The sequence below is a fragment of the Anabaena subtropica FACHB-260 genome (assembly GCF_014697105.1).
GTDB classification, from domain to species: Bacteria; Cyanobacteriota; Cyanobacteriia; order Cyanobacteriales; family Nostocaceae; genus Trichormus; species Trichormus subtropicus.
This window is the reverse complement of the sequence record NZ_JACJRF010000004.1, coordinates 209,537-226,852: the sequence shown is the minus strand read 5'-3', so window position 1 is coordinate 226,852 and position 17,316 is coordinate 209,537. Positions and strand designations below refer to the sequence as shown.

At 40.2% G+C, this 17,316-nt stretch carries 14 protein-coding genes and 1 pseudogene; 8 read left to right on the top strand and 7 right to left on the bottom strand.

What is annotated here, in order from left to right; translation table 11 throughout:
• The first annotated feature begins 439 nt into the window (after positions 1-439).
• The 3 genes from H6G18_RS04155 (at position 440) to H6G18_RS04145 (ending at position 5,046) form a co-directional block, all read left to right on the top strand.
• On the top strand, positions 440-2,533 hold the full coding sequence (locus tag H6G18_RS04155) for a hydantoinase/oxoprolinase family protein (protein ID WP_190405816.1): 2,094 nt from the start codon (positions 440-442) through the stop codon (positions 2,531-2,533).
• A 94-nt stretch (positions 2,534-2,627) separates the two neighbouring features.
• Positions 2,628-3,359, top strand: coding sequence for a class I SAM-dependent methyltransferase (locus H6G18_RS04150; protein ID WP_190405815.1), 732 nt, complete (start codon positions 2,628-2,630; stop codon positions 3,357-3,359).
• Positions 3,360-3,453: 94 nt separating this feature from the next.
• On the top strand, positions 3,454-5,046 hold the full coding sequence (locus H6G18_RS04145) for a hydantoinase B/oxoprolinase family protein (protein ID WP_190405814.1): 1,593 nt from the start codon (positions 3,454-3,456) through the stop codon (positions 5,044-5,046).
• A gap of 241 nt (positions 5,047-5,287) precedes the next feature.
• Here H6G18_RS04145 and H6G18_RS24950 read toward each other — a convergent pair.
• Positions 5,288-5,350, bottom strand: a pseudogene (locus H6G18_RS24950) (DUF6508 domain-containing protein); the annotation flags it as partial.
• Between the two features lie 172 nt (positions 5,351-5,522).
• Between H6G18_RS24950 and cobO the strand changes: the two are divergent.
• Positions 5,523-6,206 carry a cob(I)yrinic acid a,c-diamide adenosyltransferase gene (gene cobO, locus H6G18_RS04135; RefSeq protein WP_190405812.1) on the top strand — a complete coding sequence of 228 codons (684 nt, stop codon included), beginning with the start codon at positions 5,523-5,525 and terminating at the stop codon, positions 6,204-6,206.
• A 7-nt stretch (positions 6,207-6,213) separates the two neighbouring features.
• Here cobO and H6G18_RS04130 read toward each other — a convergent pair whose 3' ends face one another.
• The 4 genes from H6G18_RS04130 to H6G18_RS04115 all read right to left on the bottom strand — a co-directional run bounded on the left by H6G18_RS04130 (position 6,214) and on the right by H6G18_RS04115 (position 11,678).
• Entirely contained in the window at positions 6,214-6,879 is a 666-nt protein-coding gene (locus H6G18_RS04130; RefSeq protein WP_190405811.1) for a hypothetical protein, read from the bottom strand.
• A 655-nt stretch (positions 6,880-7,534) separates the two neighbouring features.
• The gene (locus H6G18_RS04125) at positions 7,535-8,518 is read right to left on the bottom strand and encodes an RNA polymerase sigma factor, RpoD/SigA family (protein ID WP_190405810.1); all 984 of its coding nucleotides are present in this window, start codon (positions 8,516-8,518) and stop codon (positions 7,535-7,537) included.
• A gap of 555 nt (positions 8,519-9,073) precedes the next feature.
• The gene (locus H6G18_RS04120) at positions 9,074-10,813 is read right to left on the bottom strand and encodes a helicase HerA domain-containing protein (protein ID WP_190405809.1); all 1,740 of its coding nucleotides are present in this window, start codon (positions 10,811-10,813) and stop codon (positions 9,074-9,076) included.
• A gap of 73 nt (positions 10,814-10,886) precedes the next feature.
• Positions 10,887-11,678, bottom strand: coding sequence for a glutathione S-transferase family protein (locus H6G18_RS04115; RefSeq protein ID WP_190405808.1), 792 nt, complete (start codon positions 11,676-11,678; stop codon positions 10,887-10,889).
• Between the two features lie 851 nt (positions 11,679-12,529).
• Here H6G18_RS04115 and H6G18_RS04110 point away from each other — a divergent pair.
• Complete coding sequence (locus H6G18_RS04110) at positions 12,530-13,282, top strand: fasciclin domain-containing protein (protein WP_190405807.1); 753 nt, start codon at positions 12,530-12,532, stop codon at positions 13,280-13,282.
• A gap of 194 nt (positions 13,283-13,476) precedes the next feature.
• Here H6G18_RS04110 and H6G18_RS04105 read toward each other — a convergent pair whose 3' ends face one another.
• Together H6G18_RS04105 and H6G18_RS04100 are read right to left on the bottom strand one after the other, a co-directional pair.
• Positions 13,477-13,635, bottom strand: a complete 159-nt coding sequence (locus H6G18_RS04105) for a YqaE/Pmp3 family membrane protein (protein ID WP_190405806.1) — start codon at positions 13,633-13,635, stop codon at positions 13,477-13,479.
• 16 nt (positions 13,636-13,651) lie between these two features.
• Positions 13,652-13,999, bottom strand: coding sequence for a translation initiation factor (locus H6G18_RS04100; protein ID WP_190405805.1), 348 nt, complete (start codon positions 13,997-13,999; stop codon positions 13,652-13,654).
• Between the two features lie 118 nt (positions 14,000-14,117).
• Here H6G18_RS04100 and trpB point away from each other — a divergent pair, with 118 nt between their 5' ends.
• From trpB to H6G18_RS04085, 3 genes are all read left to right on the top strand, one after another.
• A complete protein-coding gene (gene trpB, locus H6G18_RS04095; protein ID WP_190405804.1) occupies positions 14,118-15,359 on the top strand; it encodes a tryptophan synthase subunit beta in 1,242 nt (413 codons plus the stop codon).
• Positions 15,360-15,645: 286 nt separating this feature from the next.
• Positions 15,646-16,440 carry a CAP domain-containing protein gene (locus tag H6G18_RS25165; protein ID WP_190405803.1) on the top strand — a complete coding sequence of 265 codons (795 nt, stop codon included), beginning with the start codon at positions 15,646-15,648 and terminating at the stop codon, positions 16,438-16,440.
• Between the two features lie 281 nt (positions 16,441-16,721).
• A complete protein-coding gene (locus H6G18_RS04085) occupies positions 16,722-17,270 on the top strand; it encodes a CAP domain-containing protein (RefSeq protein ID WP_190405802.1) in 549 nt (182 codons plus the stop codon).
• Positions 17,271-17,316: the final 46 nt, after the last annotated feature.

Below are 17,316 nucleotides of genomic sequence, written 5' to 3'. Positions count from 1 at the left end.
TCAAAAACCTCCTGGTATTACTACTTTGGTTCGCGGTCTTGAGCAATTTGAATCCACTTTTTTTGGCTGGAAACTCGCTCTGGGCAAACTTGTGTGTACACCGTAGCCTTGTAGGGGAGAGGTTTGGAGAGGGGTTTTCCAGATCCCGTGAAAAGTCAGGGAATAAGCCCTTCCCCTCTGGGCGGAGCAAGCGGAGCAGGGGTACAAAGCCCCGCCCTTCTAGGGCGCTTGAACTGGGGCGGGAGTACAAGCTCCGTCTTAGTCTTCTCCTTTGCTCCCTGCTCCCCTGCTTCTTTTAACAGTGAGATCGTGTGTATTCCCAACAAGATTAGCTAGAAACAGGGGACTTAAACCCCCAAATTTGGTTAAAAACAGAACCAAGAGACTTTTAATACTGTCACCTGTTCCCCATAATTTGTCCTCTGCTATATATAAAGAAATGTTAAAAGTATTTGCTGATCGGGGTGGTACATTTACAGATATTGTCGCTGTTACGAATAATCAGACAATTGTAGATAGGCTTTCAAGGTATAGAGAACGTTTTCTGATTGTTCCTCTTTCTAACCAAGAATGGATAATAGTATATAAATTACTTTCTGAGAATCCTGAACAATATCAAGATGCAGTTATCCAAGGTATTCGAGATATCATAGGAATTTCCAATAATGAACCCATTCCCCATAACACTATAGAAGTAATCAAAATGGGGACAACAGTAGCTACAAACGCACTGTTAGAAAGAAAAGGAGATAGGGTTGTCCTACTCATTACCAAAGGATTTAAAGATGCGTTGCGAATTGGCTATCAAAATCGCCCAAATATTTTTGCCCGGCAAATTATCTTACCCACAATGCTGTATGAACAGGTAATTGAAGTAGACGAACGCTATGATGCCATAGGAAATGAATTAAAACCTGTCAATCTTGAACAAGTCAAAAAAGACTTACAAGCAGTTTATCACACCGGAATTCGTAGTTGTGCAGTTGTTTTCATGCACAGCGATCGCTATCCCACCCACGAACAACAAGTAGCCCAAATTGCTCAAGAAATTGGCTTTACTCAAATTTCCATATCCCATCAAGTTAGTCCCTTAATGAAGTTAGTGAGCCGGGGAGATACAACTGTTGTAGATGCTTATTTAACTCCGATTTTGCGGCGTTATGTTAATCAAATAGCCAAGCAGTTACCTGATGTTAAATTAATGTTTATGAAGTCTGATGGCGGTTTAACTGATGCTGATAGATTTCAGGGAAAAGATAGCATCTTAAGTGGGCCGGCTGGTGGTATCGTCGGTGCAGTTCAAACTAGTAAAAGAGCAGGTTTTGAGTTAGTAATTACCTTTGACATGGGCGGTACAAGTACAGATGTTGCCCATTTTAAAGGAGAATATGAACGCCAATTAGATTCCGAAATTGCTGGAGCGAGGATGCGAGTTCCCGTATTAGCAATTAATACTATTGCTGCTGGCGGCGGTTCAATTTTATTTTTTGATGGTTCTAGTTATCGTGTCGGGCCAGAATCAGCAGGTTCAAATCCAGGGCCTGCTTGCTATCGGCGTGGTGGACTTTTAGCTGTCACAGATGCCAATGTGATGTTAGGTAAAATTCATCCCCAATATTTTCCTTCGGTTTTTGGGAATGATGGCAATTTACCTCTAGATAAAGATATTGTCATTAAAAAATTTAACCAATTAGCCCACGATATTAGCAATGTCACAGGAACTCATCGTACACCAGAACAAGTAGCAGCTGGTTTTATGGCGATTGCAGTAGAAAATATGGCAAATGCGATTAAAAAAATTAGTTTGCAACGGGGTTATGATGTCACTGATTATGTTCTATGTTGTTTTGGTGGCGCGGGCGCACAAGTTGCTTGTTTAATTGCTGATACATTAGGCATGAAAAAGATATTTATTCACCCTTATTCTGGGGTTCTTTCAGCGTATGGTATGGGATTAGCTGATGTTAGAGCTACCAGAGTCGGAGGCGTAGAACAACCTCTAAGTGAAGAATTAATTCCTCAACTGATGCAGTTAATAGAATTGTTAGAAACTCAAGCTAGAGGTGAATTAACAGATGGTCAAATCAGTGTCGAAGAAGTAATCCAAAAAGTTAATTTAAAATATGAAGGTACTAACTCTACCTTAACAGTTAATTTCTTCTCAGATATAACAGTAATGAAACAAGAATTTGAGGTAGAGCATAAATCTCGTTATGGTTTTACTCAGTCAGCAAAAAAAATAATTGTTGAATCTATTTCGGTAGAAATAATTCAAAAAATGACTACTCTGGAAGAACCATTAATTACTCGTAATATTTCTATTAATGAATCACCTAAATCTGTTGAAATAGTACGAATGTTTACAGCAGAAAAATGGCATGATGCACCTGTTTATCATCGGGAAAGTTTACAACTAGAAGATATTATTAGCGGCCCAGCTATCATCATCGAAAAAATCAGCACGATTGTAGTTGAACCTGAATGGCAAGCAAGATTAACTGAAAGAAATCATTTAATTTTACAACATTTATAAATTGCGATCGCCGCCACATCTGCTCCTATTTTTGTCACCCCCGATATTACAATGGATAGCGTCCAGAGAATGACACAGCAACTCAAATTTGAATATGAGTTTAGATAAGAAGGAAGAGTATATAGCTTTTAATGACTATGAAGCATTTGCAGAAGCTTATGTAAAGCTTACAGAGTCAAGTTCCCACAATGCTTACTACGAAAGACCAGCTATGTTCTCAATTTTGTCTGATATCAAATTTAAGCGAGTATTGGATGCTGGTTGTGCAGGCGGAATCTATTCTGAATGGTTAGTCAATCGTAGTGCTGATGTTGTAGCTATTGACATCAGTGAAAAAATGGTGCAACTGACAAAGCGAAGACTAGAAAACAGGGTTCAAGTTTACCAAGCTGACCTGAGTAAACCCTTAACCTTTTTAAAGGATAATTCGTTTGATCTAGTACTAAGCTCTTTAACTCTACATTATTTAAGAGATTGGGAAGCTGTTTTAAAAGAGTTTTACCGCATTTTATCGCCTGAAGGCTTGCTTTTATTTTCGACTCATCATCCTTTTATGGATTTTCAACTTTTTGAAAAAGTTGATTATTTCGCCACGGATTTTTTAGAAGACTCTTGGCAAAACTATGGAAGTACATCTGTTCGTGTACGCTTTTATCGCCGTCCCTTAAGTGCAATGACTTCTGCTCTTACTAGTGCAGGGTTTGTCATGCAAAAGATTGTTGAGCCACGTCCTACAGAAGAGTGTCAACAACACTATCCTCAAGCCTATGAAAAACTATCCACTAAACCTTGGTTTTTGATTCTCCTGGCTCAGAAAAAATCCTAACAATGATGATTTTGATAAAACAACCTGTGGAGGGCATGATTTCAAGCATATCGACTCAGGCAAAATATGGGTTTCCAACACATAGGATGCAAAAATGTACACAATATCTCAACCAGATCCCGTCCGTTTAGAAATATTTAAAAATCTCTATCAATTTATTGCCGAACAAATGGGAATTGTTCTGCAAAACACCGCCGCATCAGTCAATATTAAAGAAAGGCTAGATTTCTCCTGTGCGATTTTCGATTCATCAGGATTATTAGTCGCGAATGCCCCTCATATTCCTGTACATTTGGGGTCAATGAGTGAAAGTGTTCGTAGTCTCATTCATGATAAAAGCGACACAATCAAGTCAGGAAATGTCTATCTATCTAATAATCCCTATAACGGCGGAACCCACCTCCCTGATGTCACAGCTATTACTCCCGTATTCCCAGAAACTAGCGAAACTACTCTCACCGCCACCCCCCTCTTTTTCGTTGCTTCTCGCGGACACCAAGCAGATATCGGTGGTATTACTCCAGGTTCTATGCCTCCCCACAGTACTACAGTGGAAGAAGAAGGTATTCTTTTTGATAATTTTCTCTTAGTTAAACAGGGAAATTTTCAAGAAAATCTAGTCAAAAATTTCTTAGCCAATCATCTTTATCCTGCACGTAATCCTGATCAGAATGTAGCTGATTTCAAAGCACAGATTGCTGCTAATGAAAGGGGAGTTAAAGAACTTCATAAAATGGTTGCTCAATATGGACTAGAAACAGTCCTAGCATATATGAAATTTGTCCAAGATAATGCTGAAGAATCAGTGAGACGGGTAATTGATGTACTCAACGATGGCTCGTTTTCTTATGAGATGGATAGTGGAGCTAAAATTCAAGTCCAAGTGAAAATAGACCGGAAACATCGCCGGGCTAAGATTGATTTTACTGGCACATCTCGACAGTTGAATAGTAATTTTAACGCTCCTAAAGCCGTAACACAAGCAGCAGTTTTATATGTCTTCCGAACTCTAGTTGATGATAATATTCCTCTAAATGCTGGGTGTTTGAAACCTTTAGAAATTATCATTCCTGAAGGCTGTATGTTGAACCCAACCTATCCAGGAGCAGTAGTAGCAGGTAATGTGGAAACTTCCCAAACCATTGTTGATGCTTTATATGGTGCGTTGGGTGTAATGGCTGCTTCTCAAGGAACAATGAATAATTTTACTTTTGGGAGCGATCGCTATCAATATTATGAAACTATCTGCGGTGGTTCTGGCGCAGGAGCTAACTTTGATGGTACGGATGCAGTTCACACCCACATGACTAACTCCCTCCTGACTGATCCAGAAGTATTAGAAACCCGCTACCCTGTACTTGTAGAAAGCTTTAGTCTGCGTTCCCATAGTGGTGGCAAAGGAGAATATTCAGGCGGTGATGGAGTAGTGCGGCGTATCCGTTTTTTAGAACCCATGACAGCTAATATTCTCTCTAATCATCGGCTGGTTCCTCCCTTTGGCTTGAATGGTGGAGAAGCAGGAAAAGTGGGACGCAACTGGATACAACGTCACAATGGAACCAAAGAAAACTTAGATAGTACAGCTACAGTAGAAATGAAGCCTGGGGATGTTTTTGTGATAGAAACCCCTGGAGGCGGAGGATTTGGTTCACAATCATCAGAAATCACCAAAAAAATTCGGCTTTAAGAATGTACAACACTTAAAATTCAGTTCATCAAGCCTAACTTTTCCGAGAAATATTGCCGGTATAACTGACAACGTGGAGTTACTTCATTACCTTTGAGATAAATTAGCCCAATACTATAACCATTGGAGAAATAATAACTGTGTTGGACTGAATGATTGAGGATTCTAGCCATCAATATCAATCTACAACCTTATCCTTACAGGGTAAGGTTTTTTGCATTTCTATCATTTGTGCTAAATGTCAAATACAAAAACGTTCTTTACGAACGTGGCTAGTCAATAATTTCTGTATTGTAGAAATATCAGCTAAATCTCATAGTTCTAGATCCGTTACACAACAATTAGCTGCATTTTTTATTCGTAAATTTTTCTTGTTTCTCTGCCTGATTCGCCTCAAGTGCTAATTAATCCCATCACAAAATTTTCTTGGTTTTGTTAGTTGCAACATTTATTTTCTGTATTTCCTGATGAATTTGATGACAAGCGATACACCAGAAGCATTAGAATCAGATAAGGAAATTGAGCGTCTCATTGATGAAATAATGGCATCAACCCAAAACCTTTCTGATGAACAATACCGCACAAAAATGCAGCGCCGCAAGGAAGTACAGGAGCAGCGCATATCACAAGCTGTGCCAGAGAAAGGGTTAATTATTGTTAACACTGGTAACGGTAAAGGCAAAACTACAGCAGCATTGGGTATGGTATTACGATCGCTCGGTCATGGGTATAAAGTAGCGATCGTCCAATTCATCAAGGGTGCTTGGGAACCTTCAGAAAAAAAAGTATTTAGCTATTGGGAAGACCAGATAGAGTTTCACGCAATGGGAGAAGGCTTTACCTGGGACACCCAAGACCGCGATCGCGATATTGACAAAGCCCAATCCGCGTGGGAAAAATCATTAGAATTCATCCGCGACCCCAATTTCCAGTTAGTGCTACTCGATGAAATTAATATTGCCCTCAAAATGGGCTATTTGAGTGTAGATGAGGTACTAGCCGGTTTAGCTGACAAACCCCCCAGTAAACACGTAATCCTCACAGGTAGAGGCGCACCAGCCGCCCTCATCGAACGCGCAGATTTAGTTACAGAAATGACTCTAATTAAACATCCTTTTCGTGACCAAAACGTCAAGGCGCAACCAGGGATTGAATATTAATCACTGACTATTGACTGCACATTTGCAGAATGCGGCGATCATTAGCACTAATGGTATTAATTTGATGATAGTCTTGCAGTGCTAGAGAATAAGCGTAACTAGTTGGCTGATCATCTGAAAATCTGGGTAATGTACTGGCTGCTGATACCTCAAGTGACGCACTTGCATCTGGTGTACCAGTAACAGTCATCGCTAAATTGCCTGACTGGTTGATTGCGCCTTGAAAACAGCTAAACTCAGAGTTAGGCATATACAATGCGCCTAATAACCTACCTTGGCGTTTTTGGAACAGAATGTACCCTTGCCCTATTTGGTCTGGTTGTGGTGATTGACCATAAAGATAAATGCCATCTTTTTTTGGCAAACTAAATTTTGGCGCGATCGCTGGTTTTTTTTCAGCTTTTTGATTACTTCTTAGCGCTGTTGTTTTAACATTCTGCGCTGAACTGGTTTCCCTATCTTCACGAACTTCGCTTAAGCTAACTAAAAGAGGAGTTTGGGAACTATCTTGCACACCATTAGTCGATAACGTTGTAGAGGTAGACATTACTACAACTTCCCTACTCAGCACTGGCTTAATTTGTTCACCCACCATACCAAGGGTGAAAAGTAGACCAATGGCGGGAATTCTCAACTGACGTAAGGGTAAAAATTTAGAAATATTGTTAAGCACCCGACTCCTCCTGTGACAAACTTAACGACTGCCTCTCCAACTTGTCTTAAACCATAATTAAATTTGTAACGTTTAAGGCTCGGTCAAAGGTCTGATTTATACTCTCTAGAAAGAATACTTTGGAAAAACGACGGTTTTTTAGATTTTCAGCAGGTAATTCTAAATTATCAGCGATTAAGAAAATTCTGCTTCACCTAACAGATTCAATCTATAGGATGATGTAAACTAGCAATCTAATCATTCACACATTTTGATATGTTGCTGTTAAATTTCTTAATTTAAAGAGATTTTTGTCAGCACATAGAGATATACAACAGCAAGTATTTCTATTTCGGAAAAGTAAAAATATTTTTTCCAATAAAATAAATGTTCCAAAACAATAGGGTGACATTTATCAGGTAGTAGCAAGTAGCGCAACCGTAATTATCAATTTGTAATTCGTAGTACTCCTACGGCTAGACTTATCCTGCGTAGCCAAGAAAACTACGTAACTCTTCATGGAAGTTTGTATTTGTTGCTGAATTTTAGAGAATTTGCACGTGGGTTATTGGCTTGCTTAAAGTCCTCATATCCTTAATTTATATAAAAAATTGCCCCCTGAATTTAGGAGGCTGAAAGTCTGATTATGAGACGTAGCGCTGCTACGTCTGTAAGATTAGCTGGCGACGTATTCTTTAACATTGGCTCGACGGCGACGCAGATGAGCAAGTGCTTGATGTTCTAATTGGCGGACGCGTTCACGACTGAGATTCAATCGTTCGCCGACTTTCGCCAAGGACATTTCGTTACCATCTAGTAAACCGAAGCGCAAAGCTACGACTTCTCTCTGTTGGGGTGTAAGTTCTGCCAACAGGGTGTTTAGGTCTTGGCGCAAGAATTCTTGAGTGGTGTAATACTCAGGGGAAGGACCGTCATCTTCGAGCATTTCTTGCAGTTCTGTATCTTGGTTGTCACCAACTTTCACATCTAGGGAAACTGGTTGACGCGCCATGTTCAGATACTCACGAATCTGAGCTGGTTCTAGTTCTAATTCTTTGGCAATTTCCGCAGGTGAAGGAGAACGTCCCAAAGTTTGAGCTAGTTCACGCTGAACTTTTTTGATTTTGTTCAGTTTCTCGGTAATATGGATAGGTAGCCTGATAGTACGACCTTGTTGAGCGATCGCACGGGTAATTGCTTGACGAATCCACCAGTAAGCGTAGGTTGAGAATTTGTAACCCCTCATCGGGTCAAATTTCTCTACGCCTCTTTCTAGTCCTAGAGTTCCTTCTTGGATCAAATCCAGAAACTCCATGTTCCGCTTTTGGTATTTTTTGGCGATCGCCACTACCAAACGCAGGTTCGCTTCAATCATCTTTTGCTTGGCTCGCTTACCCTGAGTTACAGTCTGTTTCACTTCTGTTTCAGACTTTTGAACGTGGTCAGCCCACTCTGGTAAACTGGGTTCGCGCTGCAATGTTTTGGTTAAAGCCTCTTTCGCATCTATTAACGACATCATTTGCTGCACCTGCTTCCCGTAAACAATCTCTTGCTCACGGGTGAGCAGGGGTACACGACCAATTTCTCGCAGATAGGTTCGCACCATATCAGCCGTGAATTTGGTATTTGTGTCTTCTGTGTGGGTGTTAACAGTAGGCATTGGTGCGTTGTCCTCTACTCCGTAAACACAATTAATCTTGAGTAACAAATCTAACTGGGAAACTTAAACCGTATATCACAGAACTCAAGGCGCTACCAAACTTAAACAATTTCATGTATCCGTTTTTTAGAAGGCGCTTCCTTGAGATAGGTTCCCCTACCATCCGACAATTGTTTAATGTCTTACAAGCACAGTGGTCGATTTTCCAGAATTCTCTCTTTCAGTTACTGGCAGCAACTGTTCAATCCGAAGTCAGTATGAGTTCCACTTAGTTTTATATTAAGACAAATCAGGTAGATAGTAAAGTAGTCCAAAGAAGGATATAGATTATAATGTAAAATTGCCTTTTTTATAAAAAAACTTTTTCAATTCCTTATAAAAGCTAACTATACCTATAGTGACGCGAAAACCTCCTCTTCTGTTGCCTGCCAGTAGGGAGATAACCGAACTCTATGAGATCAGACTTTACTACTTACGTAGTTAGTTGTTAGTTGTCAGTTGTTAGTTGTCATTCTTCTTTACTTCCCCTGCTCCCCCTGCTCCCCCTGCTTTTTTTTAGAATCCCAAATCGGCTTTGGCTAGTTCAGCAGCTGCGAATACTTCTGCGTCTGGTTTTTCTTCCCAAGCTGCGTCACCAATTTCAGAGTAGAAGCTAGAGTCATAGGGACGGGTTCGTACTACTACGGGCATAGGTACAGCGTGACCTAAAATCAATGCTTGTTGCTTGGAGTCTAGTTTGGCTAATACAGACCTTAAACCACCAGCCCCCGATACGCCGGTGAAGATTGCATCAATGTCTTTGTCATCATTGAGCAGGGCGGTGATGCGTGTCCCAATTTGGGACATAACTTCATTATCTATCCCTGAGGGTCTTTGATCAACCACTAGTAGTGTTACGAAATATTTACGCAGTTCACGGGCGATTGTCCCAAAGATAGTGCTTTGGACTATTGCTGGGTCGAGGAAGCGATGGGCTTCTTCTATTGTAATCATTAATGGCGTGGGGCGATCGCTGGGATTTTTGCTTTGCAAGAACTTATCGGCTTTCTTGACGTAATGCTCGTGAATCCGTCTGGTGATCATGTTAGTCACTAACATATAGGAGAGCATATTTGATTGGGAACCAAATTCTATAACTACATTTTTCCCAGCTTCTAAGGACTGCAATATTTTACTAATATAATTCTGTGGGCAAACTGCCCGCATATATTTAAGTCCATCTAAACGCAACAGCTTTCGCTGTAACGCCATAATTGAACCTTTGTGTCCCCGTTTCTCCTCACAGAACATTTCAATTTCTTCATTAGTCATATTCAGCAACTGGACAATCCAAGATTTGCCGAACTCACTATATAAGATATTGGCATTATCTAAAGCAGCTTCCGATAAGCCTAAATCTCGACTACATAATTTAACGTCTTCGACTTCGATTTGCTCATAACTCAGATAGAGTTCTTGAGAATCCCTTACACCCCGGCGCTTGCTTGATTCAGGGTCAAGGGTATACACTTCGACTCTACCCGGAAACAGTTGCTTGAGTCCCTTAACGGTGTTGACGTTCTTTCCTTCCGCTACTGCTTCCCAACCATATTCAGAGTGCATATCAAAAATCAAGTTAACCGCCGCATTCTTGCGAATCACACCAGCTAAAAGTAAGCGCGTGAGGAAAGATTTACCAGTACCAGATTTACCAAATACGCCGTTACTGCGTTCGACAAAGCGGTTTAAGTCAATACAAACAGGGACATCCATATCCAAGGGTTTACCGATGGAAAAGTTTTTTCTGTTGATGTCATCTTCCCAACCAAACACCCGGCGAAAATCGTCAACGCTGGCTTCGTAAACTTGACTGAAGTGACTGGGGATGGTTTTGACTGGGAGTAATTCCATCGTGGTACTGGTTTGGGGTTGAAAAGAAGCCAAACCTGTAGAAGATGGAACAAAAGGATTTACTGATTTACCATCTGTTGTTGTCAAAGACTCATCGGATTCAGGGGTGAACATCAGCATCGGTGAGAGGTTAATTGTTCCATAAGTCCCACTCCCGGCTAAAACGTCCCGTAAAAAAGTGTCCTCCCAACTGGGTGGACTAGCAATAATGCGTGCATTAGCAGTTCCTAAGGCTACATCTGTCAGCATACAGAAAAACCGCGATCGCATCCCTTGGACTACCAAAAACTTACCCACCCGCATATCTTCAACGGAAATATCCGGGTGTAAGCGCACTTCTAAACCCCCAGTGAGAGAACCTTGGATTACTGAACCTAATGGTTGTAGTAAGTTGTCATTGGTCATTAGTCATTAGTCATTAGTCAATGGTCTATTAATTCTCTTCTCCCCCTACTCCCTTACTCCCCACTCCCATCATTTACTCAATCTGAATAGATGTTGGTGCGCCACCTGTGGGGGATGGACCAATTAATGGTTTGCGGAATTGGGTGTAGAGGCGATCGCGCCAGGCGAAAAAGGGAGCATAATCAGGGTTATCGGCTAATGATGGCACGCCTTTACCTCTAATACTTGCGGGTAAGTCTAGATAGGGGCCTTCAGGGAATTTTAACAATATTGATAAACTTGCTACAGCTAAATCAGCCAAGGTAGGTTCATCCCCAGTTAAATAAGGACTATCTGCTAATATTAGTGTAAGCGCTTCTAGGTCTTGTTTTAAATCTGCGATCGCTGACTTAATTACGTCTGGACTATAACCGACTCCAAACCCTAAGACCCTAAGAAAATCACTGGGTACGCCTTCAACTAAGGTTTTCAGAACGTCTGGTGTTGAGGTAGGTAACAAAGATTTGCGGAAATTTTGGTCTTGACTGATAGCAGAAAATAGTGCTTTTCTACCTTTGATGCCGATTGATTCATCAGCCCATTCTTCTATTAATAAAGTTAAACCCCTTTGTTTGGGATCTTGTGGTATCAAGGGACGGTCTGGATATTGTAAGTCTAAATACTTGGTGATCGCTGTAGAATCTGGAATATATCTATTCCCATCTTTCAATACTGGTACTTGTTTTTGTCCAGTCAACCGGAATAATTCTACTTGTCCAACTCCTGGTGTCACTTCAATTTTGCGGTATTCTAAACCTTTGTAATCTAGAATTAGCCGCACTTTTTCTGAGTATTGAGATAGTTCCCATTGGTATAATTCCAACATGATGTATACCTGATTACTGAGTATTTTATCAACATTCTAATTGTAACTTCACTTCTAGTAAATTTTCTGATTAAATAATTAATTTATTCTCGGATTTCTTGGCAAAATAAAGTCTATTTTTGGGAAGAATTTTTGACTATATCTGCATTTTCCTGATATCTTAATTCTTCAATTGATTAATGGAGTCACCACACATAAAATCAAGGTAAAATATTAAAGTGATTGCAAATGCTGGGAGAATTTTAAACTAATAAAAAACTGATTGACTAATTGCTGTTATTGTACCTCATAACACCGGGAAGTGCTGTAGAACTATGGTTCTACCATACCCTAAATTAATTTTATTTTTACTTTATAAATAACCTCTTATTAATTCTAGACAATTCCAAAATTTCCCAGAATAGTCTATTCAGAAATTGACAAATAAATTTTATTCAAGTCATAACATCCTATTTTATTTTTGAAATACCCGTAGAGTGTACCTTGCAAAGAGGTTTGTTTTTTATTGTTCATTGCCTACCTAAGCGAGTAAATGCAGAAATAAAATTGGATTTCTATATATATTATTTAGGGAATTTTTAAAAATTCTAGTAGAATTGATGTCTAAGTATATGGTGGGTGAGCAATACTCTCAAAAACCCGAATATGGTTAGCATTGACTAACTTAACCTATGTGTATTTCAAAAATCAAATACCAGTCCTACATAACTTAGTTATAGAATTATAGAATCTTACCTACTTACCCCGCATATTTTTAAATAAAAATATTACTTCTGTGGTTAGATTTTGTTTGTTGTAAAATGTTATAAATCTTTATGTAATCTAATTCAAATTCAAAACAAAGAGAAATTATGAGGGTGAATCATAGCAAACTCCTGACAAATTTGGCAAGTGTAGTGAGTTTAGCAGGCGTAAGCCTCTTCATTACCTTACCATCTGGAGCCAGAGAAGCATTAAATCCCAATCCTACTAATTTCCACCAAGCTCCCGATAATCAGAGTCTACGTATAGAGGCAAATGCCAATAATAAAAAACAGATAGCACAGAACACTAGACCAAGTATTTTTAATGAGCCTCCTTACAACCGTGGTAGTCGCACCACACCCACTCAGACTACTCCTCCAGCAACACAACCCACCACTGAAACACCAGGTACAACTCCACCAGCAGCAGGAACAACCGACACTCAAGGTCAAAACTTATTAGCATTGGTGGAATCAAATAACTCCTTCACAACGCTAAACAAAGCATTAAAAGCAGCTGGATTAACAGAAACTTTACAAGGACAAGATAACCTAACAGTTTTTGCACCTACTGATGCTGCGTTTGCTAAATTACCACCAGATGCTTTACAAGCATTGTTGCAACCAGCAAATAAAGAAGTATTACTCAAGGTACTTACTTATCATGTTGTTCCTGGTAGTGTGTTATCCACTGATTTGAAATCTGGTGAAGTTAAAAGTGCCGAGGGTGGCGCAATTAATATCAAAGTTGATAATCAAGGTGTCAGCGTCAACGATGCTAAGGTAGTACAGGCAGATATCAAAGCCTCTAATGGCGTAATCCATGCGATTGATACAGTAATCTTGCCTCCTGACTTGTAGGATTTTGATAGCCAAAATTACCAGACAGAAATTAATTTGGTAAAAATAAAGCCCCACTCAAATTTTAATTTGAGTGGGGCTTTTTATCTGAATTTAATTTTTGATTAGTTCGGGCTTTTTCATAGCCTACAGAAAGCCAAATACATCTGTAATTGAATCTCTAGATAAAAGAGCCTTTAATTACAAATTATGAATTATTTTCTCGCAATTACCCACACTGCATGAACAATTCCAGGAATATAACCTAAAAACGTCAAAAGTATATTAATCCAAAAATCCTTACCTATACCGACTTGTAAAAATACTCCCAAAGGTGGTAAGAAAATCGCACATAAAATCCGAATTAAATCCATTTCTGTCTCCTTTTAATTAACCGCCACTAATTTTGGCTTTGTAGCCTAGCTTAATCAAAATGTCTAAAATTTTTTGTTTGTGTTCGCCTTGAATTTCAATCTCATTATCTTTAACTGTGCCACCTGTACCGCACTGAGTTTTTAACTGTTTGACTAAATCTGCCAATATTTCTGGTTTAGTTTGAAACCCAGTAATCACGGTGACAGTTTTACCTTTGCGTCCGGCGCGGGTAGCCTGTACTCTGACGTTTTGTTGTTGTGGTGGTAATTCTGGTGTCGGTCTTTCTGTGGCTGGGGAGATACCGTTGCCAAATTCGCGGTAGACAAAGTGCTTGTCAGAAGATTTGGAATTGGAAGAAGACATAAAATCTCTGTTTTAGAAAAATTAAAATTAAGGCATTTTGTCAGTTAAGACATCGTATCCTATGTGCTTCAGACTTTCCTATAATAATTAAGTCTATCCCATCATCAAAAATCATTCCGTGACTACAACTCCCCTTTCTCCAAATTTTCCCGCAACTTCTCAGGTTCCCGATACCCAAGGACGCTTTGGACGCTTTGGCGGTAAGTATGTGCCGGAAACCTTGATGCCGGCTTTGGCTGAATTAGAATCAGCTTATCAGCAATACCGTAATGAACCAAATTTTCAAGCCGAACTACAACAACTGCTGCGAGATTACGTAGGGCGTGCGACACCATTATATTTTGCTGAACGCTTGACAGCTAATTATGCTCGACCAGATGGCACAGGGGCGCAAATTTACTTAAAACGAGAAGACTTAAATCATACAGGTGCTCACAAAATTAATAACGCTCTTGGTCAGGTATTGTTAGCCAAGCGCATGGGTAAACAGCGCATTATCGCTGAAACTGGCGCTGGACAGCATGGTGTGGCAACAGCTACAGTTTGCGCTCGCTTTGGGCTGGAATGCGTGATTTATATGGGCGTTCACGATATGGAACGCCAAGCCTTGAATGTGTTTAGAATGCGGTTGATGGGGGCTGAAGTTCGTCCGGTAGCGGCTGGAACAGGAACACTCAAGGATGCTACATCTGAGGCAATTCGGGATTGGGTGACGAATGTAGAAACCACACATTATATTTTGGGTTCGGTAGCGGGACCTCATCCTTACCCCATGATGGTACGAGATTTCCATGCGGTAATTGGACAAGAAACTCGCACTCAGGCTTTGGAAAAATGGGGTGGTTTACCCGATATTCTGTTGGCTTGTGTGGGTGGTGGTTCCAACGCGATGGGATTATTTTATGAGTTTGTCAATGAGCCATCTATTAGGTTAATTGGGGTAGAAGCAGCCGGAGAAGGTGTGAATACAGAAAAACACGCCGCTACCTTGACAAAAGGACGGGTTGGTGTATTGCATGGAGCTATGAGCTATCTACTGCAAGATGAGGATGGACAGGTAATTGAGGCACACTCGATTAGTGCAGGGTTAGATTACCCTGGCGTGGGACCAGAACATAGCTACTTGAAAGATGTTAATCGGGCTGAATATTATAGTGTGACTGATGAGGAAGCGTTGGCAGCATTCCAGAGATTGTCTCGGTTGGAAGGAATTATTCCCGCGCTAGAAACAGCCCATGCGATCGCCTACCTCGAAACCCTCTGTCCCCAACTTGACGGTAGTCCCCGCATTGTTATTAACTGCTCTGGACGTGGTGACAAGGATGTGCAAACTGTAGCTAAGTTTTTAATTCCACAATAAATCTATCTAAAGACAGATATTTTGCTGAAGAGTAATAGATTTACGCGGGCAGTTTTCAGGCGATTTTCTGGAAAATTTAGCGAAAAACCAGACTAATGGTAGAGGGCGATTCGAGCGATCGCCCTCTCATTCATGAAAATCTATGGATTTAAAAGTTATCAGAGAATATTCAAAGGGATAGGGGTAGAACCAAAGATATACAAAGCCACAGCAAATTTGTTCAATTTAAGGCGGTTTGTTTAGATGAACTGGAAGTTTACTTTCAGCAACTAGTCTGGCCTTGAAAATGCTTAAAACAACAATTTACGCTGTTGCGTTAGGAACTTTCGCTCTCACCAGTGGAGCGAGTGCAGTTTCTCTACAAAATCAGGCTCCTGCGCCCAAGTCTTCATTCATCTCCAGCGATAATCTTCTCGCGCAATATAGTTTTCCCAGACGATACAATCGTCGTCCTATCCAAGTTCCCAGACAATCTTATCCTCAAAGACCATATAATCCCTCAACTGGGCAAAATAACCCTCAAAATCCCTCAACTGGGCAAAACAACCCTCAAAATCCCTCAACTGGGCAAAACAACCCTCAAAATCCCTCAACTGGGCAAAACAATCCTCAAAGTCCCTCAACTGGGCAAAACAACCCTCAAAATCCCCCAACTGGGCAAAACAACCCTCAAAGTCCATCAGGTGGGCAAAGTAATGGCAACACAGCTTCTATAGAACAGTCAGTTTTTCAGCAGATTAATCAATACAGACAGTCTCAAAACTTAAAACCACTAACCCGGAACGCTAGTATTGACGAGCAAGCTAGGATTCACAGCCAAAACATGGCTAGTGGTAAAGTTCCCTTTAGCCATCAGGGATTTGATCAGCGCACAAAAGCGTTGAATATGCCTTACAAATCTGCAAGTGAAAACGTTGCTTACAACCAAGATAGAGACTCTGCGACACGCGCGGTGCAAAGTTGGCTCCAAAGCTCAGGACACCTAGCCAATATTAAAGGCAATTTCAACGAGACTGGGATTGGTGTTGCAGTCAACGCCCAAGGGGTAGTCTACCTCACTCAGATTTTCATTCTTTCTTAGAGATGTTACAACACAATGTCTCTACATATGCTTGAATCACTAATGTAGTATTCATTACCAAATATTATGAATACTACATTTTTTTAGAAAAATTTGCCGAAAATATAGTTTTTTATGTTAGAAATAACAAACAAAATCCCTAGATTGTTAACCACCTATGTAGTTTTACTAATTTGCCAAAATTACGATGATAATTAAACTCTAAAAGTATCCTGTTATATAACTTAGAAACTAGAAGTTAGAGTATAGGTCTTATAAGTATGTACACAAAGTAATTCTTCATGTCCCGACAACCTGCTTTTGGCATCGCTTTAAGTATGCTTGTCCTTGCCGGAGGATTAATGGCTCCTCTTATACCAGGTCACACTTCTACAAAAAGCACTACTGGTAATTCACCATTGTCGATTTTTTCTCATCAGGTTGCTACAAATAATACAACCTTTCAAACTACTGCTTTAGAAAAATCAGTATTTGAGCAAATTAATCGGTATCGGGTGGCTAGAAGACTACCAAAGTTGACCTTAAACGCTAGGATAACTCAACAAGCAAGAGTTCACAGTCAAAACATGGCTAGAGGTAGAGTTCCGTTTAGCCATCAAGGATTTGAGCAACGAGTTAATGCTATTCCTCTTCGCTACAACAGTGCTGCGGAAAATCTTGCTTTTAATCGGGGATATGATGACCCAGCTAACCAAGCTGTGATTGGTTGGATAGATAGCCCTGGTCATTTAAACAATATCAAAGGCAATTACAACTTAACTGGTATTGGCGTTGCTACTAATGGCCAAGGGGAAGTCTACCTGACACAAATTTTCTTGCGTACTAGATAGATGGAATTGTCTGTTTTTTAGACAATAATATTGTAGTGTCGGTGAT